This is a genomic window from Desulfatibacillum aliphaticivorans DSM 15576 (genome assembly GCF_000429905.1).
Lineage (GTDB): Bacteria > Desulfobacterota > Desulfobacteria > Desulfobacterales > Desulfatibacillaceae > Desulfatibacillum > Desulfatibacillum aliphaticivorans.
In genome coordinates this window covers 22,933-48,337 of record NZ_AUCT01000029.1, presented here as the reverse complement: position 1 = coordinate 48,337, position 25,405 = coordinate 22,933, and the positions used below count along the sequence as shown (strand labels likewise).

Sequence of the window (25,405 nt, the reverse complement as noted above, 5' to 3'; positions counted from 1 at the left end):
TCATTGCTGCGGCGTGTGCCAGAGAACGTCGAACCAGCCTGCTTGCATAAAAATAGGGGTAATAATCTTTTATCGCGAACAAATATTATTCACGGACTAACGGCCTGGAACCTAAACGGAAATCTATTCGACCGACTTTTTCCTCGCATGGTTAATTTCCGCCAAGCCAAGCTCGCGCTTGGCCTTATGGCCTATTTGATGTATGACTAATAGGCTTTTCAGATTTTAAGCCGCCGCCCGACGGATTCAGCCCTTTTTTTGATTCCTGTCCGACAAGATAGCTTCATATTGCACTTAAATGTTTTTGGAGGCCTGTCTTATGCAAGAACAAATGCGCGAACAAATCGACCGAATGTTCCATCCCCGGGGAATCGCCTTTTACGGAGGCGTAACCAAGTTCGGCTCCTTTGCCAATTTCGTCATGCTTTCCATCATGAAATACGGTTATGAGGGGAAGATCTATCCCATATCCGAAAAAGGCGGGGACGTGCTGGGCGTTCCGGCCATTCCCAGCCTGGACCAGGCGGACGGCCCCGTGGATCTGGCCTCCATCTCGGTGCCTGCCAAGGCGGTTCCCGAAGTATTGGAGCAATGCCTGCAAAACGGCGTGGCCGGGGTGCAGGTGCATACTTCCGGTTTTGCTGAAATGGGGGACGAGGAAGGAATCGCCCTGCAGAAACAATTGGAGGAATACGCGGCCAAGGGCTTGCGGATTGTAGGCCCCAATTGCTTTGGCATCCACTGCCCCAAAGGCGGACTGACGGTTTTGCCGGGATTCGACTTCAACAAGCAGCCCGGACCCTGTTCCATGATTTCCCAGAGCGGCGGCCTTGCCAACGATTTCGGGCATGAAGCGGCCCTGGCCGGCCTGGGGATTTCCAAGGTGGTCTCGTTCGGCAACGGGTGCGACCTGGACGCCATATCGCTTATGGAGTATCTGGCCGATGATCCCCAGACCGAGTACATCGCCGCGTACATCGAAGGCGTGGCCGACGCCGTCGCCTTTTTGGACGTGGTTCGGAAGACCGCGGCGAAAAAACCCGTGATCATCTGGAAGGGCGGCCTCACGCCTTTGGGCGGCCGGGCCACGCTGTCCCACACCGGATCCATGGGCGGGGAGTCGAAAATCTGGGAAGGCGCCCTGGCCCAGGCCGGCGCTTATGCGGTGCAGGGCCTGGATGAGATGATGGACACGTTGATGGGCCTGGTGTACACCAAAAGCCGGGGCAAAAAGATCGCCCTGGTGGGAGGCGGGGGCGCCATCGGCGTTTTCACCTCGGATCTGGCCTATCGCTGGGGCCTGGAGATTCCGGTTTTCAGCAATGAGACCCAAAAGAAGCTCAGGACCTATTTCCCCACGCCGGGCAACAGCATGAAAAATCCCCTGGACACGGGCACGCCCGCGCTTCCCCTGGACGTGTTGAAAGGCTGTGTGACCGAAATCCTGACCGCCGAGCCCGTGGACGTCATGATCCTCATTTTATTGACCCATCCCCTGGAAACGGTTTCCTCCACATTCTGCAAAATGTACGGTTTGGAGCCGCCCCCTCCAGGGCAGTATGTGGACAGCCTGTTTGAGACCCTCACGGGACTCAGGGGGCAGACCGGAAAGGATTTGGCCCTGGTTTTTGAAAACCGGGCCTATCGCCTGGAAGACATGGAAGCCGATGCCGCGTGGCGGCAATTGCGCGTCAAATATCAGGCTGCGGGGATTCCTGTGTTCGCCAGTGCGGAAAGGGCGTTGCGCGCAGTCAGGAACGCGGCCCTTAATATAGCATAAGTTTCCAGGTTTATTCTTGATGGTTACCGTTGATTTTGATATTATAGCTCGAATTCGCTTAAGTGCGTCCCAAAGCGGTTTGCTTGTTACCTCTTGTAGTTATTTATGAAGGCCTGGCGTACATGCATTTAAAAGGCAATTTTGAGACTGCGTCGTTGACCACCATCCTTCAGATGTTGTCCAACGATATGAAAACCGGGCTTCTGCGCCTGACCAATGAAGAGAATGACGTGCGCATTTTCTTCAAGGAAGGCGTGGTGATCTATGCAAGAGGAACAGCCCAGGAGCACGCTCTGGGCCAGGTGCTGATGTCCAAAGGCGTCATTACAAGCGATCAGCTGGACGAATGCCTGGAGGAATCCTCCCGGACCCGGCAGGCCTTGGGCAACATTCTGGTCAAAAAAGGGCATGTAAGCCTAAAAAGGCTTAAGAAGCATATCGCGGATCAGGCCGAGCAGGTGATTTACAGCGTTTTTTTCTGGGACGGCGGCCGTTTCGATTATTCGGACTCCGACCTGGTTCCTCCGGGGGTTCTGGTCACTCACCTGGACATCATGAACATCCTGCTGGAAGCCACACGGCGCATTGACGAATTGGATGTGCTGAAAAAGCACCTTCCCGGCGACGATGTGGTATTGAAGGCCGTGGGAGCCGCCTCCGCGGACCAGGTCAAGCTGAGCCCCATTGAATGGCGCTTTCTTTCTCTTGTGGACGGCAAGCGCAAGATCAAGGACATCACGCGGGAAAGCGGATACGATAAGTTTACGGTTTATCAGGTTTTAAATTCCCTGCTTTCCATGGGATTGGCGGAAAAGGACGAAGTGCTGGCCTCCAAAGTCGAAGCCTACGGCCCGATTTTGGATCTTTACAGGCAGTTTTGGGTGGTGGTTCGCAAGGAACTGGAAAAGGACCTGGGTTCACGGCCTTTTATCATCGTCGGGACTCCTCCCCCCGCCTCTCCTTCCAAGCGCAGGGATTTTATAAAGAATTTGCACGAAACTGAATTGTGGAAATGGATTTCCAATATTTTACTCAAGGCGCGGCCGAAAGACGAAGCGTTTCGAGGCGTTTTCAAGGGGATCCATCCGGATAACACGCCCACCGAAACCAAAGATTGGGTTTTTGAATGCTTTAAGGAGGAGGCTCCGGAAAAAGGCGCACGAATATTGGAGGAAGGGTACAAGTTGTATTTAACGAACCTGTTAAAAGACTTGCCTGATATCATTGGGGGATTCAGGACCCTGGACGTTATCGCCGCCTTGACCGAAACCCTAAGCAAAACCCGCGATAAGAGGCTCATGCTCTCACCGGATCAGTCAAACGGCATCCAGTCCGTTTTTGCGATGGCAAGTCAGTTCGTTGCAGAAAAGCTCAATGATGAAGAAGAAAAGATATTCGGACTTTTTGCTCTGAAAAACAGGAAGTATCTCTCTTAAGACCAACACGTCAGCCTATTGATTTATGCGAGCCGCGGCAGGGGGTGACCCGCAGGGCGGCTTTCCGGGGATTGGGGAATCGTTATGTTTGAAGTCGTTGCCAGGGAAGAATTCAATGACGGAGATCTTATATTCGAGGAAGACGCCGCCGGTGATAAAATCTACCAGGTGGAAACCGGCGCCGTAACCGTCACCAAAAAAGTGTACGGAGAGGACATCGTGGTTGAGGTCATCCGAAAGGGGGAGATTTTCGGAGAAATGTCCTATATCGCAAAAATACCCAGGACCGCCACAGCCAGGGCTTTGGGCGCCACGGTGGTCAACGTCCTGGACCCGGGAGCAATCCGCGACGAGTTTTCCGGCCTGAGCCAGGGGATGAGGCAGATCTTCCGGAGCCTGGTTATGCGCCTTAAAAAGGCTACGGACACTTCCTCGGGAGTTCATTTTCTCCGTAAAGAGCCCCGTATGAAAAAAATGTTTTCGCTGTCCTTTCTGGCCGGCGACGCCATAAGGGAAAGCTATTCCCACGACGCCAGTTGCGGAGGCTTGTTTATAAAGACCGACCGGCCCCTGGACATAGGCCGGGAGTTTGAATTGAGCCTGTGGCTGCCTAATCACCCCAAGCCGCTGAAAATCAAAAGCAAAGTCATGTGGAACCGGCCCAAGACGGACGATCCCATTGAGATGCCTGTAGGCATGGGGGTGCAATTCACTAGTATCAGTCGGGATGATTACGAAAAGTTGCAGGTAGCCTTACCGGAATGCTGATAAAAGTCCCGGGTATGCCGGCAAGCCCTTATTGTTTAAGGTAAAGTATAGAAAATGCTTGACATTTTATATGCAAAGCTGGAATGATAATATGCCTTTATTGCACAGTTTTTAATGATATTTTCTCTAATGCCGCAGCCTTGCATTTTGTATGGTGTAAAACATTGCGCAATACAGGGGGTGTGTTTTGAGCAATATTGACAATGAAGAGCTGGATGTTTTTCTTGACGATCCCGAGGATCGAACGCCTCGAGATCAGGACTCGGCGCCAGGGGGCGGTTCGGAAACCGGGCTTATGGGGCCGGGCCGTTCCTCTTCGTCCCAGATGGAAAGTCTAACCGAGGATTCGGGCGCCTTGTCCGGGGAGGAATCGGAGTTCCGGGAAGACGCCCCCATGGACCCGGATTCCGGTGAGGAAGCGTTTCAGGATGATTTCCCCTTGGAGGCCTCCATGTCTGAGGCGTCCGGCTCAGACGGCGCGGATTACGGAGACGACTCTGAGATCGGTTTCATCGTAATTGATCCGCCGGAAGACGAGGAGGGGGCGCCGCCGGACCCCGATAACCCGGAAACGACGGAGTGCGCGCCCGATCAGAGCGATCCTTCCCAGGACCTGGGATTCGTCTCCGAGCAGATTTCCGGGCTGTCCCAGCAGATGGAGCAGTTGTCCCGGGATTTTGAAAGCAAGTTGAAATACGACTCCCACAAGGAGAAAATCATTGATTCTTTGCACGGGGAGTTGCAGGAGTATAAAGACGGGCTCCTGAAAAAACATATGCAGTCCATGGTAATGGATATTTTGAAGATCATCGACGACGTGCGAAAGATCGTCCGCTATTACCGGGAAAAGGAACTGAGTGAAAGCGATCTTCCTAAATTATTGGACATATTAGAGGATTTGCCTTCGGATTTGGAGGACGCCTTTTCCTTCCAGGGGATCAGGCCGTACACATGCGAGGGAGACGCTTTCAACCCGTCCAGGCAAAGGGTGCTGCAAAAAATTGCAACGCAGGATGAGTCGCTGGACAAAAAGGTGGCCAAGCGGCTGCTGCCTGGGTACGAATGGGATGATACAACAATAAGACTTGAGATGGTTGGGGTTTACACTTACAAGCCCGTCTCAGAGGACTAGGGATTAGGAGTCAATATGGGCACGCAAATGAAACGGATTTACGGAATTGACCTGGGCACCACTTATTCTTCCATCGCTTATGTTGACGAGTTCGGAAAAGCGGTTGTCATTCCAAATTCTGAAAATGAACGCGTAACGCCCTCGGTTGTGTTTTTCGACGGGGACGCTGTGGTGGTGGGCGGCGTGGCAAAGGAAAGCGCCAGGCTGTATCCCAACGAAGTGGTCAGTTTTATCAAGCGTTCCATGGGCGAGCCCAACTTTTTGTTCGAATACAACGGGAAGAGCTACCGCCCCGAAGAAATCTCCGCCTATGTTTTGAAAAAGGTGGCCAAGGACGCAGAGGAGAAAATCGGCGAGGCCATTACGGACGTGGTCATCACCTGCCCGGCTTATTTCGGCATCAACGAGCGGGAGGCCACCAAGATCGCCGGCGAGATCGCCGGGTTCAACGTGCGCCAGATCATCAACGAGCCCACCGCCGCGGCCATCGCCTACGGGTCCATTGAACAAACCGACAACCGGGTCGTCCTGGTATACGACCTCGGGGGCGGCACCTTCGACATCACCATGATCGACATTCGGCCGGACGCCATCCAGGTCATCTGCACCGGCGGCGATCACAACCTGGGCGGCAAGGACTGGGACGACCGCATCGTCAACAACCTGGTCCAGGAGTTCCAGACCCAGACCGGCTCCCAGGAAGACATTCTGGAAGACCCCGACACCTGGCAGGACCTGCAGCTCTCCGCTGAAAAATCCAAGAAGATCCTCTCCCAAAGGGAAAAAACGCCCATCGCCGTCACCCACGGCGGAGAGCGCGTCAAGGTGGAGCTGCAAAGGGACAAGTTTTACGAAATCACGCGGGACCTGTTGGAACGCACCATTTCCCTGACCCACGGCATTTTGGAGGAAGCCCGGAAAAAGGGCTACAACCGGTTTGACGAAATCATCCTGGTGGGCGGCTCCACCCGCATGCCGCAGGTGGAAAAACGCATCAAGGAAGAATTCGGCATGGATCCCAAGGTTTTCGATCCGGATGAAGCCGTAGCCAAGGGCGCCGCCATTTTTGGTTGGAAGCTGTCCATCAACGACGACCTGATCAAGAGGGTGGCGCAAAAGACCCAGAAAACCGTGGAAGAAATCACCAAGACCATGGACACCAGCTCCCAGCAGTTCAAAGACGCTGCAAGGGAAATGGCCGACGATACCGGCGTGACCCAGGCCGCGGTGGAAAGCTCCCTCATAAAAATCAGGGACGTCACCAGCAAGAGCTTCGGCGTTGTGGTCAACAACGCTGAGAATGAAGAAGCCGTGTTCAATGTGGTGCTGAGGAACACGGCGGTTCCCGTCAATGCCAAAGACACCTTTTTCACCGCCGTCGCCAATCAGCAAAAAGTCCTCATTCGCATTATGGAGTGTGAAACCAGCGAGGAATGGGTGCCTGTGGAGACGGCCGTGGAAATTGGAACAGCGGTCCTTAACCTGCCGACCGGCCTGCCAACGGAAACTCCCGTGGAAATTTCCTTTTCCCTGAACAGGGAAGGGCGCCTGCAGATTACGGCCCGGGAAACCACGGAATCCAAGGAAGTGAATGTGGTTATCGAAACCACGTCGGTCATCCGCGGCAAGGACCTGGATGAAGCCAAAGCCCGCAGCCAGGGGGCCGTTGTGCAATAATAGAAATGTGCGAGACGGCCTCAGGGTATTGTATCGGCAGCCCAAGCTGCCATCACGCAGAGACTTAGGATGATAAGCGCTTCATGGATAGGGAAAACTATTACATTCTGTTGGAACTGAACATTGACCCTCCTGAACAGGACCCTGCTAAGATAGACGCCGCTATCAAGCGCATGCAGGCCAACTGGAGCCGTTTGCGCAACCATCCCACCAAGGGGATTCAGGCGAAAAACTATATAGGGCTCATTCCTGAAATCCGCAAAGTCATGAGCGATCCCGAATTGCGGGAGGCGGAGGCCAGGGACGCCCTGAAAGTCAGCCGGGAGAAAGAAGGCGAAGCCTTTGCCGAAATCGACAGGCATCTGGCCCTTCATTTAAGCAAGGGGTACATTTCCAACCAGGAAATCACCAAGCTCGCCGAACTGCATCATATTGAAGAAGACGACATCCGCGCCCGGATCAAGCTCATGGAAGAAGGGAGGCTGGTGGAGCTGGACAGCCAGCTCGGCTTGCGCATGGCCAAGGGGTATATCACCCAGGAGGAAATCTCCAAGTTGGCCAAAGCCCATGGCATGACCGAAAAGGATATTAAAAAGCGGGTGAACGTTCCCATCCGCAAAGCCGGATCCACGGAAAAGATCAAAGGCAAATCCCTGGATAAATCCATTGAGAAGGTGATCAATGACAACCTGAAGATCGTCGGCCACGCTTCTTTGTATGAATTTTTGGGCCTGCCTGAAACCGCCAGCGTCGAGCTTCTAAGGAAAACCGCCCGTAAAAAGGAAGCGGAAATCCTTAAAATCGCCAAAAAGGACGCCCTGGTGACGGCTTCCGGCATTTTGGCGGGGCAATGCTCGGCCATTTTTCGGGATCAGGAATCGCGCGCATCCTACGACATCAGCCGGGGACGCTCCCGTTTAAAGGATCTGGAAGCCGATATCGACGTGGCCGGCATTGACGGCAAAATCCGCTCCCAGTATTTCGACATCCTGGTCAAAACAGGCCAGGATCTGGGCATGGATGAGGCCGAGGCCAAGTCCTTTATCAAGAATTACTGCAAAAAAAAAAATTACGTTATCGAAGGCCAGGAAAAAAGGAAGATCTCCCCAAAGCAGTTCATTATCATTGGGGCCGCCCTGGTCGTTCTATGCGTGGCCGCAATGGGCGGACTCTACCTATTAATGGCCATGCAGGCCAAAGCCGAGTTTGAAGACACGACCGAAAGAGCTCTCCAGCAGCAAGATCCGGAAAAACGGATCGTCATCTATCGCAACTACGTTGCAGTCAATGATCCCAGTAAATACACCGAGCAGGTGAACGCGCTCATACGCGAAACCATGCAGCAGATGAAAGCTGACAAGGAAAAGGCCGCCTTTGCGTCGGTGGACAAACAGGCCAAGGAATTCCTCGCCGCCGAGGAGTTTGGAAAAGCCCTTGACTCGTATAAGGAGTACCTTGCGGATTTCCCGGGCGGCTCTCAAACAGGCGCTGCAAACGCCAAAGTCAAGGAAATTGAAAACGCCTTTGAAACCTTCCAGTTCGAAGGGCTGAAAGCCCTGGACGCCGCAGACACCGACCAACGCATCGCCGCTTACGTGGAATATCTGGCCAATCATCCCCACGGTCAGCATAAGGACGAAGTCTCCAAACTCATTTGGGAGATGGGCGACGAGTATTACCTGTTCCTGAACCGGAGAATCGAGCTGGCCTCCCGCCAGGAAAACTGGGCTCAGGCGATAGAATATTGCGACTCCTACATTCGGATCTTCGATAACAATAACGCCAAACGGTTAAGCCGGGAAAAGGAAGGCTTCCAAAAGAGGCTGGCTGACCAAAAGGCTTTCGAAGCTGTCCAGGCTAAGGCTTCGCGCCGCGGAACCGATTATGATGCAGCCCTGGCGGACTACAACGAATTTTTGACGCTCCATCCCCGGACCACGGCCAAAGACAAGGTCCTGGAGCAGATCAGAATGCTGCAGGCCTTAAAGTACAAGTCCCGCATTGACAACGCTCAGGCGGCCATGCGCCTGAAGCTGAGCGGCAATAAACGCTTTACCGAACAAAAGCCGGGGACTGTTCTGGATAGAAAAACAGGCCTGACCTGGACCCTTTTGTCATCCCAGGACGACCTGCAAGAGTGCGTGAGCTATGACTATGCCAAGGCCTACGTACAAAACATGAGTGTAGGAGGAGTCAGGGGATGGCGCTTGCCCACCGAAGCGGAGTTGGAGGCCTTTTACAAAATGGATAATGGCTATCCCGCCGCACCGGGCCTGGTCTTTTGGTCGAGCTCCAGCAATCCCAGATGGGCGGACGGCTACATGGCCGAGCAGGTGATCGTGGTTTCCGTTGATGACGGAGTGGAAAACTTCCGGTTGGATTCCAGGAAATGCGCAGCGGTGCACGCAGTCAAATAACAAGCTGCTTTTACAGTTAAAATAAAAGCCCGGAGGCGCCTGAAGCGGCCCCGGGCTTTTTTATTGAGTAGGAGCTTTACAGTTTTCGCAACTCCTTCTTGTCAATCTTACCCACCGTGGTCAGGGGGATTTCATCCATGATGATAATTTCCTTGGGCGCTTCATAAGGGGCCAGCTTGTCTTTGGCCAGGTCCATGATTCCCTTTTTGATGGCCTCCTTGTTTTTGGTCTTGGCGTAATCCGGATTCAAGGTCACATAGGCCCGGACCAATTCCGAGCCCGGCCTTTCCGGATTGGGTTTGCCGGTGATGGCGATCATGTCCACGCCGGGGTGTGTGGCGAGCACCTCCTCCACCTTCACGGAAAAGACTTTGTAGCCGCCCACGATGAGCATGTCTTTGGTGCGATCCACAATGGAGACGTAGCCGTGTTCGTCCATTATTCCCACGTCTCCTGTGTGCATGAAGCCTTCCGAGTCAATGGCCTTGGCGGTTTCCTCGGGCTTGTTGTAATACCCCACCATGACCTGGGGGCCTTTGACGCAGATTTCTCCGGGCTGGCCCTGCTCCACCTCCTCGCCGGTTGAGGTGTCCACCAGGCGGACCTCCGTATTGAGGAGGGGGAGACCCACGGACCCGAGCTTTTTTCTGCCCTTGGCCGGATTCATGGCCGACAGGGGGGAGGTTTCGGTCATGCCGTAGACCTCCAGGAGCTTCCCCCGGCCCACAACGGCTTCCAACTCCTTTTGGGACTCCTCGGGAAAAGGCGCCGCGGCCGATATGCACACCTCCAGGTTGGAAAAATCCAAGGCCTTGAAGGCGGGCTCGGCCAACAGCATTTGAAACAGGGAGGGTACATTAACCAGCGCGGTGGGTTTGTATTTTTCGATTTCCTTGCAAATATGCTTGGTGTCCCTGGGGTTGGGAATCAGGATTTGCGTCCAGCCCAGATACACGCAGTTTTCGCAAAAGAAAAGCCCGGCGATGTGAAAAAAGGGGAAGCCGGATAAGGCCAGGCCCTTGCCATGCTCCCAACTGAGCCATTTTTGGGTGATCAGCAAGTCGGAGACGGCGTTGCGATGGCTCAGCATGGCGCCTTTGGGAGGTCCGGTGGTGCCGCCCGTGTATTGGATGTAGGCGATGTCGTCCGGAGAAAGGGCCACAGACGGCTGCTTTGAGTCGAACTGTTCCCCTTGAATTACCTGGGAGAACTTAAGCACCTTTTTGCCAGGAAGCTGGGTCACCTTGCCGGAGGGAATTTTTTTCAGCAGCTTTCCCAAGGTCCTCTTTAGCGGCGGCAAAAACCCGCCCACCGACCCAGCCACCACCAGTTTCAGGTCCGGCAGGTAGGGAGCGATTTCCGTGACCCTGGCGGCGAAAATGGCGTCCAGGGTGACCAATCCTTTTGCATTGGAATTCTCCAACTGATATTTCATGCCGTCCGAAGCCATCAGCGGGGAGACGCCGGAAACCACGCAGCCGGCCTTCAGGGTTCCCAGCCAGGCGATGGCGTATTCAGGAATGTTGGGCAGATTAATGCCCACCACGTCCCCTTTTTTCAGCCCGCTGTCAAGCAGCATGTTGGCAAACCGGTTGGAGTACAGGTCCAACTCGGCGAAGGTGATTTCCACGCCCATGAATGCAAAGGCGGTCTTATTTGGAAATCTTTCAAAAACAGGTTTGACCGCATCGACGTAATTGGTTTCCCAAACCGATGGATCCAAATCTTCCATGCCCGGGTCGTACGACTTTCTCCAAAATTGCTCGCCCATCTGTTTTTCCCTCCATAAACGTGAAATACGACATGAAAAGCGACAACAGGCCCTGAGCTTTTTTTCTTCCAGGGCTATTTCCCAAGAAAAAAACCTGAATTGTAAAAAGGGGGAATAGATTTTACAGCATTAAAGGTGGATTAGTTGCCTTCATTATATCTTCGCTTTGGCCCTTCGGTCAAGGGATTCCCGCCATTTTGCAGCCGTCGGCGATTTTACCTCGTGCGCTTTAATCTGAATGTCGCTAAAATAATTCGGAATTTTTTATGCAAATAAAATGAATTTTAGGGCTTTTTTAGGCGTAATTTTTGCATAATTTAGGGGTGAATGGCGCTAAAGTTTGGTGACCTGCCTGCCGATTAACTTGTGTGGCGTTACCTCCTCGAAGGTCTTGTTCGCGCCTTTTTCTGTTTATAAACCATCCTTGATAGCAACAGGGGGTGCTTATGTTCAAAAAAGTAAAACTGGGGACCAAAATTTTTGGCGCCGTGATCCCGATTATGGTGCTTCTATGCCTTGTGGCGGGCTTTGCGTACAATGGATTCCAAAAGGTCGCGGATCGGGTGGAAAAGGGAGACGACGTCAACCGGCTGGTGAAAATTTTTTTGGAGACGCGGCGGCAGGAAAAGAATTATATGCTGCGCGGCGAGGAGGAGTACTTAAACTCCGTCCGCAAGAACGTTTCTGATATAACGGCCCTGGCCGAGGCTTCCAAGAAAAAGTTTCAGTCCGACGCCAGCAAAAAGCAAATAGACGAGGTGATCGCCAGCGCCGCGGAGTACGCCCAGGCCTTTGAGGCTTATGCAGCTTCCGTCGTGCAGAGAAACCAGGCTTTGGAAAGAATCGATGCGTTGGCCGAATCCGCTATTCAAGAGGCCAAGGATATCGGCGAAGAGCAAAAAGGCCAGTTGGAAAGGATCCGGTCTCGCAGCAAGCAATTGGTCGCCGAAACCCAATGGAGCGCCGAGGCCGCCGGAGAGGTCATTTACATGATTTTTGACGCCCGGGGCGCCGAGAAAAGCTATCAGCTCACCAGCTTTGACAAATACGCCGATAAGGTCCAGGAGTCGGGCGTTCAAATCAACCGGTTGCTTAGCAGCATTGAAAAGAAAATAGACAAGGAGCCTGGAAAAACTCTCATACAGGAGGCTCTTGCCGCGTCCCAGGCCTATTTCGAAGGCTTCGCAAAAATCGTGGAGATGACCAAAAACTATGAATACTCCCAGGCCGCCGAAGTCCGTGAGGAGGCCTCCGCCCAGGCGGATTTGCTGGTTCAAAAGGTGGAGGCGTTGACGGAAAACCAAAAGGTGGTATTGAACGAAATCCGAGATGAAGCAGAAGCCCAAACCAAGGATAAAATTGAAAAGGCCGACTCTTCCCGCAAGCTGGTTCAATGGTTTTTGGAGGCCCGTCTGGCGGAAAAGGCTTTTGTCAATTCACAAGGCGGGCTCGTCCATCTGGATGCGGTCAACGCCAGGATCGGCTCCATTCTGTCTCTTGGCGAGGACCTGGAAAACAGGTTCACCCAGCAGCGCAACCAAGAGAGGATCGGTGCAGTCATGGACGCGGTTCGCGCCTATGTGGGCGAGTTCGGGGCCATTGCCTCCATGATGGAAGAGCAGCTCATGGCCGAAAGCGTCATGGTGGAGTCGGCGCGGGAAGCCATAAAAGTCTGCGCAGCCGCCCGTGAGGAGCAGAAGACGAAGATGCTGGACGTGATGTCCTCCACCACGCGCAATATGATCCTGGCGGCTCTGGGGGCTGTCATTCTGGGATTATTTTTGGCTTTGACAATCACCCGCAGCATTACCAAGCCCATCCACGCCGTCATCTCCGGCTTAAACGAAGGCTCCGAACAAGTGGCCTCGGCGTCCCAGCAGGTTTCTTCTTCCAGCCAGTCTCTGGCCGAAGGGGCTTCCCAACAGGCGGCCACGCTGGAGGAAACCTCCTCCTCCCTGGAGGAAATGGCGTCCATGACCAAACAAAATGCGGAGAACGCGGGCCAGGCCGACAATCTCATGAAGGAGACCTTTCTGGTGGTGGAAAAGGCCGGAGGGTCCATGAGCCAGTTGACCCAATCCATTGCGGATATAGCCCAGGCCAGCGCCGAGACCTCCAAAATTATCAAGACAATCGATGAAATAGCCTTTCAGACAAATCTTTTGGCACTAAACGCAGCCGTGGAGGCCGCCAGGGCCGGGGAGGCCGGCGCCGGGTTCGCCGTGGTGGCCGATGAAGTCCGCAATCTGGCGACCAGGGCTGCAGAAGCGGCTCACAACACCTCGTTCTTAATCGACGCCACCATGGAAAAGGTGACTCAGGGAACCGACCTGGTGGAAAAAACCAATGAAGCATTTGGGGAAGTGGGAGCCAGCGCTTCCCGGGTGGAGGGGCTTGTCGCGGAGATCGCCGAAGCCTCCCGGGAGCAGTCCCAGGGGATCGAACAGGTGAACAACGGGGTGACGGACATGGACAAGGTCACCCAGCAGAACGCCGCCAACGCCGAAGAGTCGGCGTCCGCCTCGGAGGAGCTTAACGCCCAGGCTGAGCAGTTGAAAAGCATGGTGGAGCAGTTAAGCAAAATCGTCGGCGGCAAGGCCAAAGGGAAAAAGACCGAAACCCCAAAGCCCCAGCCCAAGCTCGCCGCCCGCAAGGCCAAGTCGCTGACGGATAAAGCAAGCAGCCGGGGGAGGATTGTGGATCCGGAACAGGTCATACCTATGGATGACGAAGATTTTACAGACTTTTAAAAAGGCGGGATAAACAAGCGGATTGCATGAAAAACAAAAGGCCGCCCAAGAAAACGGGCGGCCTTTGCCCTTTATACAATACACGTTTTTTTGTCGTCCGTTATCCGGCCGGGGTCACGTAAATGGGCATGCCCATCAAAGGCCATATAACGCCCACGGCAATGGCCACCACCACCATCAGCATGGCGCTGGCGGGGATGCCGTACATAAAGAATTCACCTGTGGTGAATTGCTTGGAGTCGTAGGCGATGGCGTTGGGAGCGGCGCCCACAAGCAGCAGGAAGGGCATGCCGGCAGTCACCAGGGAGGCGAACAGGATGCCTTCCGGGGCAGCGCCCAGGTAGGGAGCAATAACCAAGGCCACGGGCAGAGAAATAGCGATGGCCGCCACGTTCATGATGAAGTTGGTCATGATCATGACAAAGAAGGCGATGCTCATGATGAACACAAAGGGGCTGGCCTTTTCGAACATGACCAGCCAGTTGACGGCCAGCCATTCTGCCGCGCCCGTATCCCACAGGCAGAAGCCGATGCTCATGGCGCCGGCGAAGAGCAGGATGATGTTCCAGGGAATCTCCTCCAGGTCATCAATGTCCAGGATGTTCAGGACAAAAAACAGAATGGTGGAGCACAGGATGACGGCTGTTTTATGCAGTTTGGGGAATCCGTCAATTAGGGATCCCAAAGACATGATCAGAATAACCGAGCCTACGATCACTGCAGCCAGGATTTCGTTTTTGGTGATGGGGCCGTTGTTGGCGTCCAGGTCTTTGGCTTTTTGCCGCAGGCCGGGGATCGTTGTTTTTTCAGGCTTGAGGAAGACCATGAAAAATCCCCACAGCAAAAACACCATCAACCAACCGATGGGGAACATGAACTTGGTCAGTTCAAAAAAGCCCACGGTTTTGCCGACCACGTCGTTGTAAAAGCCGATGGCCACGGCGCCGCGCGCCGCGCCCAACAGAGTCACGATGCTGCCTGCGCCGGCCACGTAGGCCATGCCCATGAACAAGCCTTTGCCGAACTTGGTCTGCTTGTCGCCTTCTCCATACAAGGCGTAGATGGTCAGCAGCAGGGGGTAAATGGTGGCGGCCACCGCCGTATGGGCCATGATGTGCGCCAGGGCTGCTGTGACGATGAAGCAGCCAAGGTAGATCATGCTGGTTTTTTCGCCCACCACAATGAGCATTTTATATGCCAGCCTTTTGGTAAGGCCCGTTTTGGTGAAAACCATGCCAATGACGATGGAGCCAAAGATAAACAGAACCGAGGGGTCCATGAAATCCTTGAACGCCACTTTGGCGGGGCGAATCAGGAACAACGCCTGTAATGCGCCGATTGTCAGGCTGGTGACGCCGATGGGCACAACCTCAAAAACCCACCATGTGCCTGCCAGTAAAAACACCGCCAGAGCCCCCTTGGCTTCCTTGCTCAATGGAAAGTGGACCCCGTTGGGATCCACGGCATCAGGCAGCGGCGGGCAATAATACACGATGACAAAGAGAGCTACGCCCAGCATTAAAAAACAAAATCGCTTCCAATCAAACGGCTCTTTCGCTTCAATATTGCTATCCATATCGTTTTTATTCCTCACTCCAAACCGGCCGGCCAAGTCGGTCGTCGTCCCCTTTGACGCCTGATTTCTCCCACCCCTTGCCGGACTTTTTAAGTGGTCATCCGGGGTAAAACCCCAGTTTGCAATCCCATGTGTGTTTATCAAAGTATTTATTGCCGTCCAAGTGTTTTTTTTCACTTGTTTGTCGCAAAAAGAATTTAAAGCGCAAAAAAAATCGCCAAAACAAGATGTTAGACTTTGCGGAGAAAAAGGAAAAAACGACAAGATTGTTTAAAAATAAATCGTAGACGGCATTTTTCCCGGGCGAGGGGACCCTTTTTTTTGCAGCGCAAGAATCCCCCGGCAATCCGGGAGGAAGATTTTTCGGGAATGAGGCGCCAGCGGCGCCTTTATCGATTGATTTCCCAGGTTGCGACGTACTCGGTGCGTTCCGGCGTGCGGGAAATCTTCGGGTCGGATTCCGTCCAGCGGCCCTCCAATCCTTTTTCCCTGGCGCTCAACTCGAAGTGACACATGGCGATGCCCATGTCGATTCGTTGGAGGTCGGCCTTGAAAATATTTTTGTAAGCCTTGTTTCTGGTGAGGAACAGGTGGAAGCCGGAATCGCTGTCTATTATTCTCCAGGGCTGCCGATTGGAGGCGGAAGGCGCCAGCCGCGCCATTTCCAAGGGAGTAGAGTATTCGCCGGCGGCCTTTTGGGTCAATGGGGAGGAAAAATCGTTGTGAAAGAAAAGCTCAGGCCAGGCTTTCCGTTTTTTGGAGCCTGCGCCTGCGGCGAACATGGCGTCCACCAAGGTTTTTCTGGGCGCCCGGAGGCCCACCGGACAAATGCAAGGCAGGACTTCGTCTTTTTGCAGCCTGATCTTTTCCGCAAAGATGGTGTGCTTCAAGGTGCCGCCCATCCAGCAAGTTCCCAGATCCAGGGCGGTGGCGAACAGGATGGCCTTTTCGAACAGGTAGCCGTAGTCTTCCAGATATTTGGGACCGGGTTCGGCGACGCCTACGATGAAGTCGCGGGCGCCTTTGATGACTCCGTAGGTTCCCGGAACCCGTTTGGCGCCGTCCACGCCGGCGTCCACCAATTCGAATCGGGTTTGGGAGTTAAAAGGAGGCGTCCCCGGGTCTGCCAGGAACTCCTCCATTTTTTGCTTGGCATCCACGGGCAGGGAGGCGCCGGAAAAGCTCCTCCAGGAACACCGTTTTTCAATCAGGTCGATAACCGAAACATCCATGTTCATAATTCAAGGCCTTTGTTTGAGTTGACGCCGTGAAAAGACGGTTTTCGCCAAGCTACTTTTGGAAAAAAAGGTACGCGGCCAGTCCCACCAGAATTCCTGCGAAAATTTTCTTAAAGCTGGCAGTGGATACGCCTTCCAGAAGGCGCGGTCCTATTTGGGCTCCGATGATGCCGCCGATGCCGAGCATAATGCCGGCCACATAATCCACGTTGGACAATTTGTTATGGGCGATGATCGCCGAAAACGAAATAACCAGGATGGCCATGAAGGACGTCCCCACGGCCTGCTGTGCTTCGTACTTCATGAACAGTAGAAGAGGGACGATCAAAAATCCGCCGCCGAGTCCGGAAAAACTGGCGCCAACGCCTACCACCACGCCAAATGCGACCAACATTGCATACAAACCATAACCCGCCATAAAACCACCTCCGTAAGAGAAACACCCTCTCCAACCGCCTCCGAAAATGCCATACCACACCCTTCAGCGCCTGACCAGTTTCATTCATGCAATTGACAACCAAAATCGCACGGGGTAGTCTGTCGGAAGAATCATGCAAAACTGATCAATATCCTATTTCATTCTCAGGGAGATATATGACATGCAGTTAGGAATCATAGGCCTGGAGCGGTGCGGAAAGACCACCTTGTTCGAGGCCCTGACCCAAAGCGAAGCCGACCCGACCCGCAAGGGAGAGGTCCGCATCGGAACCATCAACGTGCCGGACGACCGGGTTGACATCCTCAGCAAGATGTACAACCCGCGCAAGACCATATACGCCCAAATACAATACGTGCTGCCCGGCGCCCGGGACGCCCAGGCTAAAAGCGCCGACGCCATCTGGAATCCGGTGCGCACCTGCGACGCCCTCATCCACGTGGTTCGTAATTTCGAGGATATGGGCGGAGAAGCGCCTGACCCGGCCAAGGATTTCAGCAAGCTGGACCAGGAGTTGGTTTTCGCCGACCTCATTGTGGTGGAAAAACGCCTGGAACGCCTGGAACTGGACGCCAAGCGGGGCAAGAAAGTGGACCCCGAGGAGTTGGACCTGCTTAAGGCCTGCCACGAGCTTTTGGAAAACGACAAGCCCATCCGCACCAACCCGGAGTTGGCGGCCGCGCCCAAGCTGCGCGGATTCACCTTTGTCTCGGCCAAGCCAACCCTCATCGTTTTCAACAATGACGAAGGCGACGAGGCCATGCCCGAGGTTCCCGGCTTGGGCGAACATGAATCCTGCATGGTGGTTCGGGGTAAATTGGAGGCGGAGCTGGCCATGATGGATCCCGAGGAGGCCGAGGTCTTTTTGGAGGAATACGGCGTAACCTCCACGGCCCGGGACCGGATGATCCGCAGATCCTACGAGCTTTTGGGCAAGATGTCCTTTTTCACGGTGGGCGAGGACGAGGTCAGGGCCTGGACCATTTCCCGCGAAACCCAGGCCGTGGATGCAGCGGACGTTATTCACTCGGACATCAAGCGGGGGTTCATCCGTGCGGAAACACTGGCATATCAGGACCTTATAGATACAGGCTCCTACGTGGAAGCCAAAAAAGCCGCCAAGGTCCGTCTGGAAGGCAAGACGTATATCGTGGCGGACGGGGACATCATTAATTTCCGTTTCAACGTATAGGCGCCTATATAAATAGGTATAAAATTTTTTCCGGGGCGATTTTTCGTTTCAAAAGGGTTGAAACAGCCGTGGAATCGGCGCCGGGAATCAGCCTGGATGCTCGCCGATCCGGCAGGGGGGGAATTCGTTGGCGCGCGTATTGATGATCAAACCCAAGCATCCCCACTTCAAGGGATTGAATAAGACCGCCACGCCGCCCCTTGGCCTCATGTCCCTGGCAGCCTACGCCAGGGAACGCAGGCCGGGCAAAGACGTCTTTTGTATCGCCGACGAAAGGGTCGCCCCCCGCACCATGGACGGCTGGACCGATCTGGTGCGCGAATTCAACCCGGACCTCATCGCCGTCAGCGCCATGACCGTGGAAGGGCGCCGTCTGGAAAAAATCGCGGCCCGGTTTAAGGCGGACTTTCCGGAGATTCCCATCATCGTGGGCGGACCCCTGGCCAGCGCTTCCGGCGCCAGGATTTTGGAGTCGGGAAATATCGATTACATTCTCCGGGGAGAGGGGGAAGTGGGGTTTATTGATTTTCTGGACGCCAAGGAACAAGGGGACAGGTTTCCCGAGCGGCCCATCAGCGGTTTGGCGTTTAAAAATGAAGATCAAGCCCTGGTGGAAAATCCCATGAATCTATCCGTTCCGGACATGGAGGAAATTCCCATCCCAGCCTGGGATCTGATCGACCTTACCGACTATCAAAGCCTGAGCCACTTCACGCCCATCGATTCCTCATCCCGTTACGCCGTGTTGTTCACCTCCCGGGGATGCCCCTACGGCTGCATCTATTGCCACAGAATTTTTTCCAAAAAATTCAGGCCGATGAACGCCTATCGCGTCGTGGATGAAATGGAGTGCCTGGTTAAAAAATACCAGGTGGAGACCTTTGAGATTGTGGATGACATCTTTAACCTGGATTACGGCCGGGCCATGGAGTTTTGCCGCGAGATTAAAAAGCGCGGGCTTAAGGTGAGGATCTCCTTCCCTAATGGGGTGCGAGGCGATCTGTTGGACCGGGATTTAATCCGGGAATTGGCTTCCGTGGGCGTGTATGAAATGGCATTCGCCGTGGAAACGGCCAGCCCCCGGGTTCAAAAGCTCATTCGCAAAAACATTAAGCTGGACAAGATTCGGGAGAACATAGCCATTGCAGCGGAAGCGGGGATTTTCACCTGGGGGTTTTTTATGCTGGGCTTTCCCTCGGAAACGCGTAAAGAGTTAATGCAAACCATAAAGTTCGCGTGCACTTCCCGGCTTCATGGCGCCTATTTTTTCACGGTGGTCCCCTTCGAAGGAACCGACCTGGCCGCCATGGCCGCCGCCCAACACGGTTTGCAGCCCAAAGACCTTTGGGGGGATTACCATCACATTCACAAATCCATCGCCGGAGTGAGCGCCCGGGAGCTTTCCCTGTTTCAGGCCCTGGCCTTTTCCCTGTTTTTTTTCGACCCGCGAAGGGCGTACCGGATTTTGCGCGACTATCCCCTGGACCGCATGCAGGCGGTGCGTAAGTTTTTGGCCCTCAGCTATTTTTTGTTTATTGAGAAGCCTCTTGGATTAATAAAGGATTCCTTCCATAGCCCGGCCCGCTCCGCCCGGGACTGACCACCCCTTACCCGGGAATGTCAATATCGACTACAAGGCCGCCTTGGGGATTGGCGCTGGCGGAAATGGTCCCGTGGTGGGCCTCCACGATGCGTTTGCACAAGGTGAGCCCCAGGCCGGTTCCGCCGGTTTTTCGGGACCGGCTTCTGTCGCTTCGGAAAAAGGGTTCGAAGAGCCGGGGCAGGTCTTCTTCGGGGACTCCCTGGCCGTAATTCATGACCTGGATATGCAGGCGGTTTTCCTTTTTTTTCGCAAACAGGATCGGTTTGGCGTTCGACGGGCTGTACTTGACGGCGTTATCCAACAGGTTGTCGCAAACCCGGTTGAACAAGTCCGGGTCGAGCATGATTTCCATGTCCTCGACGGAGGAGTTGATCTCCAGAACCCTGTCCGTATAGCGGCGTTCAAACCGTTCTCTGGTCTTATCGAGAAAATCAGGCATGGCAACCCGCCGCAAACGCACGGGGATGGAGGCCGGGCTGCTGGAGGCCAGATCCAGGCGGGCGCTGGCCAGAACGTTTTCCAGCAGGCTTTCCAACTCAGCCAGGTCGGAGCCCATGCCTATCAAGCGCTCCATGGTTTCCGCGGCGTCTCCAGGGGCGTCTTCACATAACTCAATGGCAACCCTAAGCCTTGCCAGGGGGGTTCTGATTTCGTGGGAAATATTGGCCAGCAGTTCTTTTTCGCTGTGAATGCGCTCTTCCAGGCGGTCCGCCATGTTGTCCAGGGTTTTGGCGAGGTCCCCCACCTCGTCCTTTCGAACCACGCCGCTCCTGGCGGAGAGATCGCCCGCCGCCAGGGCTTTGGCATTATCGCTTAAACGCTCCAAAGGGCGGGTGATAGCCCTGGCCAGGGGCCAGGAAAGAATTCCCACGGTCAGCAAGACGGCGCCTAAAGCAAGGAACAGTCTCCGGGGGCCTCCGCCTTTGCCGTCTATCACAAGATAAGGAGCGTCATCATCTCCCAGGGGCATGGAATACACCCATATGCCATGGGACCGGATGGAGCGCCATTTGCCAATGCGGCGATGGTCTTTGGCCTCCAGGGCCTGGGGGGGGGCCGCGCCCGAAGCGGCCAGCCTGACTCCGTCTCTCGTGTAAACGGCCGCGCCGCTGTTGACGAGGGTGGAAATATGGTCCAGATAATTTTGCAATTCGGCCGGCTTGTCCAACCTGGCATGCAATTCAACCGTCACCCACTCCCTGATGCGGTGGGGGCTTCCGTGAAAATGGGCGTTGGGCTCCATGATGATGGAGGGCAAAACCGCCGCAACCGTGGCGGCAATAATGAGGAGCAGCCCGAATAGGTAGATGCGCCAGAATAATTTTCCGGGAAGATTCATGAGTTTCCTCGGCTGAGGTATTGGTATCCTGCTCCGCGCACCGTGCGGATTCGTGTGGGGTGACGGGGATCGTCCCCGATTTTTTGCCGCAGCCGGGAAATATGTACGTCAATGGACCGGTCGAAAGCCTCCTCGGCGTTGCCCTTGGCAAGCTCCATCAGACGCTCCCGGGAGAGAACCTGGCCGGCCCGTTCCGCCAGGGCCTTTAGCAGGGCGAACTCGTAGGTGGTCAAGTCCAGAGGGGCGCCGTCCAACACGGCGGTGAGGGCGGCGGGGTCCAGCATGAGATCGCCCACGACCACCACGGAGCTGCGGGGGCCTGCCTGGCCCCTGGCCCGGCGGACCATGGCCCTTATGCGGGCGAGCAATTCCCTGGGGGAAAAGGGCTTGGGCAGATAGTCGTCCGCGCCGATCTCCAGGCCCATGACCCGGTCGGCTTCCTCGCCCCTGGCCGTGACCATGATGATGGGGACGTCGGAATGCTCCCGGATGCGCTGGCACACGGAAATTCCGTCGCGCGCCGGCAGCATGAGGTCCAGCACGATGGCGTCGAATCGGTGCTGCAAGGCCTGCTGAAGCCCGGCTTCTCCGTCTCCGGAAAGGGAGACGGCCAAGCCGTTGCGCTCCAGGTACTCCTGGGTGAGCTTGGCCAGCCGCTGGTCGTCTTCGATCATCAGGATGTTGATCAATGTTTGTTCCATGGTGAAATCATACCGTAAACCGGGGCTGATGAAAACAGAATATGAGAATCATCAGCCCCGGCTCATCCGATCAACGTTTAGCAGGCCTGGCTTTTCAGGCAGACGGGCTCCGGCTGATTGTTCTGCACATACTCGGTGATGTCGATGCCAAAATGCACGTAAAGGTCCTCGCGGCCGGGCAGGGGAATCCAGTAGGAGTCCACAACCATGCCGAGAGCGTCTATCGTCCCAATTTTGCGCACGGCGCTTTGCCGCTTCATGGCTTTTCCGGCAAGGCATCCCTTGTGCATTTCCTTGCCTCCCTGTTCGTAGCAATAGGTTCCCGGGGCGTATCCAAGGGCTCTGCCCGCCTTATTGCAGTCAACGATCATCCGGTCCTTGTTGTTCAGCATGACCGGGAAGGGAAAGTTGTCCCAAAACAGGTGAAATCCGTCCAAAATTTCTTGTTCCACTTCCATATTTTGCATCATGCGTTCCTTTCCTCTTGCGTCCGGGTCGTTAAAAAGGCTTTTAGAAGCATTCCTCTTGCTTGGCCTTGATGTGCTCCAGCAGGGCGTCTCTTTGTTCAACCGTGAGCACGGCGGACATATCGGCCAATTTGTCGGCCGTCCTATGGGCGAATTCCGTCATCAGGCGGATTTGCTCATCCAGTTGTTGGTGCAGAGCCTCCCGGTCAATTTCTTCGGCCAAAAGGGTTTCCACCATCGCCGACCGGGAATTTTTAGCCCTTTGCTTGACCGTGAGCGCGTCTTCCAGGAGCAATTGCGCAATGCCATGGATTTCCTCTTGCTGAGCCTCGTCGGCTTTTAATTTGGACAAAGCCCGATCCAGGCCTTTTTCCACGCGAAGCGCGACAACCTCCGGGTCATGATTGAAGCGGCAGTTATTGCGGCATCCGGCGAAAAGAAAGCCCCCCAGAACCATCGACAGAACGAGAATTCCCAAAATTTTCGGCATCTTCTTTGTTTTCATCTTCATGATAATCTCCTTTATGCAGTGGGTTTAACGACAACGTTGCACAGGAGTCTGCCACGGCTTTCTTGCGTGAGTTTGTACAGATTGTTAAGAAGTATGAAGCGGGAAAAAAAGGGCGGCGATTCCGGCTGCGTTGCGCAACCGGAACCGCCGTCCTTGTGTTTTAAGGCTATATGATTGGGAGGCTTGCAGAGTGCGCCTCCCAAGGCTTGTTTTACGCAGGCGTCACCGTGACGAAATGCTCCTGCATGGCGACAGCGCCGCCCGCCCGGTCCCAGTTGTCCAGGCCGCCTGTCATGAGGCGGTTATCCGCCGCGCCTTTGCCCAGAGCGCGGGATTCCACCTTAAGGCGATGTCCGAAGCCGTGGACCATAAAGACCGCCTCCGGATGGATGCAGTCGGTGACGCGGGCCTTGATGCTCTCCTGGGCCCCGTTGTTGGCCACGTTGACTGTGGCGCCGTCCTCGATGCCCAGGGCTTCTGCGGGGCCGGAGTGGATCCACAGGACGTTTTCGGGCATGAGTTCGGAGAGGGCCGTGTTATTGGCGGTATGTCCCTGGGTGTGAGTTGCGACCCTGCCGAAGGTCAGGCGGAAGGCGCCTTCGGGGGGCTGTTGCGGAGACTCGTAAGGCTTCAGGGATTGAATGCCGGCGTCTTCCAATTTTTGCGAAATGATTTCTATCTTTTTGGAGGGCGTTTTAAAGGCAATGTCCTCCTGGGCCTTGTATACGGGCTTATCCGCGAAAAGAATCCGGCCTGTTTCCTTGAAATCGTCGATGGTGTATCCGGTGTCTTTCAACTGGAAGGCCCAGACGTCTTCCACGGAGTCAAAGACCAGTTCTGGCAGGTCCAGGCGTTTCGCCAGGCCGGAGACGATTTCCCAGTCCGCCTTGGAGTCGAAGCGCGGTTCCATAGCCCTTTGGCGCAGGAAGAAATAGGGCTGCAGCGCGTTTTTGGCGGCGATGATGCTTTCCCTTTCCAGATAGGTGGACAGGGGCAGGACCACATCGGAGTGCCAGGCCGTGTCGGACCAGGAAAAGGTGACGCTGACCATGAGATCCAGGTTGTTGAATCTTTTTTGCAAGCGGTCGGGGTCGGGCAAGCCCATAAGGGGGTCGTGCCTCCACGCGATGTATGCCTTGACCGGATAGGGATCCTCGGTTTCCATGGCTTTGAACAGTAAATGCGTCAGGCCGGGGCCTTTTTCAATATGGGGCAGTCTCCAGCCTGCGCCGTCAACGCGTTCGTCCTTCGGAGAAGGGTAGAGATCCATGAATTTTTTCAGGGAGCGGACGCCCATGTCTCCGGGTTTGTTCACAAAAGGCAGGCCGCCCTTGGCGCCGTAGGACCCCAGCAAGGCGTTGATGATGTACGCCGTGCGGGATACTTGGAAGGAATCCTTGTACCGGGCGGTCATCCAGCCGGGATGCCAGATCACCGAGGGAGCGGCGTCGGCCAGTTCCCTGGCGAAGGCGCGGATGCTTTCCGCGGACACGCCGCATTCCTTGGCGGCCCAGTCCGGGGTGTAGGGCTTGACGAATTGTTCCAGGGCGTCCAGGTCCTGGATATGCTTGGAAGCAAAGTCTTTGTCGTAAATACCTTCCTTTAAAAGCTCGTGGATGACCGACAGATTCAGGGCGTAGTCCGTGCCCGGGCGCACCATGAAAAAGCGGTTGGCCTTGGTGGAGGAGACATTGGCCCGGATGTCGATTACAGTCAGACGGCACCCTTTGTCCATGGCGTCCACCAGATCGCCCACTTCCTGCACATTCACCGCCTCAAACATGTTTCGGGATTGCAGCACCACGTGCTTGGCGTTCTTGAGGTCGTATTCCACGGCTTTGCGGCCCTGGCCTGTGAGCGACAATGCCGCGTGCTGAACGTTGCGGGCGCAGGAGGCGTCGTGGTTGCAATAGTTGGGAGTGCCCAGGCCTCTGAGAAACGCCCGGTGCATGTCGCGGAAGGGGCCGCCGCGGTCCGACAGGGAAACCGCTCTGGCGCCGTATTTGTCCATGACGCCTTTCATTTTGTTGGCGATGTAATCCAAGGCCTCGTCCCAGGACACGGCTTTCCAATGGCCGGAGCCTCTTTCGCCCACGCGGATCAACGGGCTTTGGGGCCTTTCATCGTCTTCCACCAGGGCTTTGCCGGCGACTCCACGCGGGCACACGCCCTTCATGGAGGAAAAATTGGGGTTTCCCTGGATGAACCTTACTCTGCCGTGCCCGGTTTCCACTTTGATGGGGCAACGCACGGTGCACATGCCGCAAATGCTGTAAGTCGTCTTTAACGATTCGGTCAATGGATTCTCCTTGGTTCTTAAAGATGCGCTTCTACGCTCTTCCAAAATTACAAACAGCCGGAATCCAAAAAGGGAATTCCAGCCATATTTTGGGGCGGCAGTCCTAAAAAAGGCGGCGCCGCCCATCTTCTGTTTATCGGATAGACAATCAAACCTCTTGATCGCCCTGGGACTAAAAACGGTGAAAGTGCAGAAATCCATAAAAGCCGCAAGCCCGTAGGCTTTCAGCATGGAAGGGGAGATGGTTCGCAGTCGTTTTCGGCGCTCCTTCACGTCGTCCTGTCCGCCCGATAATTTACCAAAGGCCCGTAC

The 25,405-nt window shown here is 55.0% G+C and carries 18 protein-coding genes; 9 read left to right on the top strand and 9 right to left on the bottom strand.

All coding sequences use genetic code 11. The features are described from left to right. The first annotated feature begins 319 nt into the window (after positions 1 to 319). From G491_RS0121880 to G491_RS0121855, 6 genes are all read left to right on the top strand, one after another. Positions 320 to 1,780, top strand: coding sequence for a CoA-binding protein (locus tag G491_RS0121880; protein WP_028316081.1), 1,461 nt, complete (start codon positions 320 to 322; stop codon positions 1,778 to 1,780). Between the two features lie 83 nt (positions 1,781 to 1,863). Further along, entirely contained in the window at positions 1,864 to 3,216 is a 1,353-nt protein-coding gene (locus tag G491_RS34425) for a DUF4388 domain-containing protein (protein ID WP_136360571.1), read from the top strand. Positions 3,217 to 3,300: 84 nt separating this feature from the next. Next, the gene (locus tag G491_RS34420; protein ID WP_051327448.1) at positions 3,301 to 3,984 is read left to right on the top strand and encodes a cyclic nucleotide-binding domain-containing protein; all 684 of its coding nucleotides are present in this window, start codon (positions 3,301 to 3,303) and stop codon (positions 3,982 to 3,984) included. A 187-nt stretch (positions 3,985 to 4,171) separates the two neighbouring features. Continuing rightward, positions 4,172 to 5,116 (top strand): nucleotide exchange factor GrpE, encoded by a 945-nt coding sequence (locus G491_RS0121865; RefSeq protein ID WP_028316080.1) that lies wholly within the window; start codon positions 4,172 to 4,174, stop codon positions 5,114 to 5,116. Between the two features lie 15 nt (positions 5,117 to 5,131). Further along, positions 5,132 to 6,793, top strand: coding sequence for an Hsp70 family protein (locus tag G491_RS0121860; protein WP_157468478.1), 1,662 nt, complete (start codon positions 5,132 to 5,134; stop codon positions 6,791 to 6,793). 83 nt (positions 6,794 to 6,876) lie between these two features. Next, entirely contained in the window at positions 6,877 to 9,210 is a 2,334-nt protein-coding gene (locus tag G491_RS0121855) for an Lcl C-terminal domain-containing protein (RefSeq protein WP_028316078.1), read from the top strand. Positions 9,211 to 9,286: 76 nt separating this feature from the next. Here G491_RS0121855 and G491_RS0121850 read toward each other — a convergent pair whose 3' ends face one another. Then, positions 9,287 to 10,981 carry an AMP-binding protein gene (locus G491_RS0121850; RefSeq protein WP_028316077.1) on the bottom strand — a complete coding sequence of 565 codons (1,695 nt, stop codon included), beginning with the start codon at positions 10,979 to 10,981 and terminating at the stop codon, positions 9,287 to 9,289. A gap of 446 nt (positions 10,982 to 11,427) precedes the next feature. Between G491_RS0121850 and G491_RS34415 the strand changes: the two genes are divergently transcribed. Next, positions 11,428 to 13,731, top strand: coding sequence for a methyl-accepting chemotaxis protein (locus tag G491_RS34415; protein ID WP_051327447.1), 2,304 nt, complete (start codon positions 11,428 to 11,430; stop codon positions 13,729 to 13,731). A 100-nt stretch (positions 13,732 to 13,831) separates the two neighbouring features. On the opposite strand, the gene G491_RS0121840 is transcribed toward G491_RS34415, so the two are convergent. The 3 genes from G491_RS0121840 to G491_RS0121825 all read right to left on the bottom strand — a co-directional run bounded on the left by G491_RS0121840 (position 13,832) and on the right by G491_RS0121825 (position 16,963). Next, complete coding sequence (locus G491_RS0121840) at positions 13,832 to 15,307, bottom strand: SLC13 family permease (RefSeq protein WP_012610274.1); 1,476 nt, start codon at positions 15,305 to 15,307, stop codon at positions 13,832 to 13,834. 389 nt (positions 15,308 to 15,696) lie between these two features. After that, entirely contained in the window at positions 15,697 to 16,545 is an 849-nt protein-coding gene (locus G491_RS0121830; RefSeq protein WP_028316075.1) for a nitroreductase family protein, read from the bottom strand. 52 nt (positions 16,546 to 16,597) lie between these two features. Continuing rightward, positions 16,598 to 16,963: a sulfite exporter TauE/SafE family protein gene (locus G491_RS0121825; protein WP_012610272.1), complete on the bottom strand. Its 366-nt coding sequence runs from the start codon at positions 16,961 to 16,963 to the stop codon at positions 16,598 to 16,600. Positions 16,964 to 17,144: 181 nt separating this feature from the next. Here G491_RS0121825 and G491_RS0121820 point away from each other — a divergent pair, with 181 nt between their 5' ends. Together G491_RS0121820 and G491_RS0121815 are read left to right on the top strand one after the other, a co-directional pair. After that, on the top strand, positions 17,145 to 18,173 hold the full coding sequence (locus G491_RS0121820; RefSeq protein WP_012610271.1) for a DUF933 domain-containing protein: 1,029 nt from the start codon (positions 17,145 to 17,147) through the stop codon (positions 18,171 to 18,173). Positions 18,174 to 18,315: 142 nt separating this feature from the next. Further along, positions 18,316 to 19,773: a B12-binding domain-containing radical SAM protein gene (locus G491_RS0121815; RefSeq protein ID WP_028316074.1), complete on the top strand. Its 1,458-nt coding sequence runs from the start codon at positions 18,316 to 18,318 to the stop codon at positions 19,771 to 19,773. A gap of 7 nt (positions 19,774 to 19,780) precedes the next feature. Here G491_RS0121815 and G491_RS31940 read toward each other — a convergent pair whose 3' ends face one another. The 5 genes from G491_RS31940 to G491_RS0121790 all read right to left on the bottom strand — a co-directional run bounded on the left by G491_RS31940 (position 19,781) and on the right by G491_RS0121790 (position 25,093). After that, a complete protein-coding gene (locus tag G491_RS31940) occupies positions 19,781 to 21,115 on the bottom strand; it encodes a HAMP domain-containing sensor histidine kinase (RefSeq protein ID WP_051327446.1) in 1,335 nt (444 codons plus the stop codon). Then, the gene (locus tag G491_RS0121805; protein WP_028316073.1) at positions 21,112 to 21,816 is read right to left on the bottom strand and encodes a response regulator; all 705 of its coding nucleotides are present in this window, start codon (positions 21,814 to 21,816) and stop codon (positions 21,112 to 21,114) included. The genes G491_RS31940 and G491_RS0121805 overlap by 4 nt, the downstream gene beginning before the upstream one ends. Positions 21,817 to 21,893: 77 nt before the next feature. After that, positions 21,894 to 22,286: a hypothetical protein gene (locus tag G491_RS0121800; protein ID WP_012610267.1), complete on the bottom strand. Its 393-nt coding sequence runs from the start codon at positions 22,284 to 22,286 to the stop codon at positions 21,894 to 21,896. A 40-nt stretch (positions 22,287 to 22,326) separates the two neighbouring features. Next, positions 22,327 to 22,794: a Spy/CpxP family protein refolding chaperone gene (locus G491_RS0121795; protein ID WP_028316072.1), complete on the bottom strand. Its 468-nt coding sequence runs from the start codon at positions 22,792 to 22,794 to the stop codon at positions 22,327 to 22,329. A 211-nt stretch (positions 22,795 to 23,005) separates the two neighbouring features. Then, positions 23,006 to 25,093, bottom strand: coding sequence for a molybdopterin-containing oxidoreductase family protein (locus G491_RS0121790; RefSeq protein WP_028316071.1), 2,088 nt, complete (start codon positions 25,091 to 25,093; stop codon positions 23,006 to 23,008). Between the last annotated feature and the right edge of the window lie 312 nt (positions 25,094 to 25,405).

Coding starts and splice junctions, on each gene's coding strand:
- G491_RS0121825 (WP_012610272.1), bottom strand. CDS start 16,963: ATGGCGGGTTATGGTTTGTATGCAATGTTGGTCGCATTTGGCGTGGTG.
- G491_RS0121795 (WP_028316072.1), bottom strand. CDS start 22,794: ATGAAGATGAAAACAAAGAAGATGCCGAAAATTTTGGGAATTCTCGTT.
- G491_RS0121830 (WP_028316075.1), bottom strand. CDS start 16,545: ATGAACATGGATGTTTCGGTTATCGACCTGATTGAAAAACGGTGTTCC.
- G491_RS0121815 (WP_028316074.1), top strand. CDS start 18,316: ATGATCAAACCCAAGCATCCCCACTTCAAGGGATTGAATAAGACCGCC.
- G491_RS0121840 (WP_012610274.1), bottom strand. CDS start 15,307: ATGGATAGCAATATTGAAGCGAAAGAGCCGTTTGATTGGAAGCGATTT.
- G491_RS0121860 (WP_157468478.1), top strand. CDS start 5,132: ATGGGCACGCAAATGAAACGGATTTACGGAATTGACCTGGGCACCACT.
- G491_RS0121805 (WP_028316073.1), bottom strand. CDS start 21,816: ATGGAACAAACATTGATCAACATCCTGATGATCGAAGACGACCAGCGG.
- G491_RS31940 (WP_051327446.1), bottom strand. CDS start 21,115: ATGAATCTTCCCGGAAAATTATTCTGGCGCATCTACCTATTCGGGCTG.
- G491_RS0121800 (WP_012610267.1), bottom strand. CDS start 22,286: ATGATGCAAAATATGGAAGTGGAACAAGAAATTTTGGACGGATTTCAC.
- G491_RS34415 (WP_051327447.1), top strand. CDS start 11,428: ATGTTCAAAAAAGTAAAACTGGGGACCAAAATTTTTGGCGCCGTGATC.
- G491_RS0121880 (WP_028316081.1), top strand. CDS start 320: ATGCAAGAACAAATGCGCGAACAAATCGACCGAATGTTCCATCCCCGG.
- G491_RS0121820 (WP_012610271.1), top strand. CDS start 17,145: ATGCAGTTAGGAATCATAGGCCTGGAGCGGTGCGGAAAGACCACCTTG.
- G491_RS0121850 (WP_028316077.1), bottom strand. CDS start 10,981: ATGGGCGAGCAATTTTGGAGAAAGTCGTACGACCCGGGCATGGAAGAT.
- G491_RS34420 (WP_051327448.1), top strand. CDS start 3,301: ATGTTTGAAGTCGTTGCCAGGGAAGAATTCAATGACGGAGATCTTATA.
- G491_RS0121855 (WP_028316078.1), top strand. CDS start 6,877: ATGGATAGGGAAAACTATTACATTCTGTTGGAACTGAACATTGACCCT.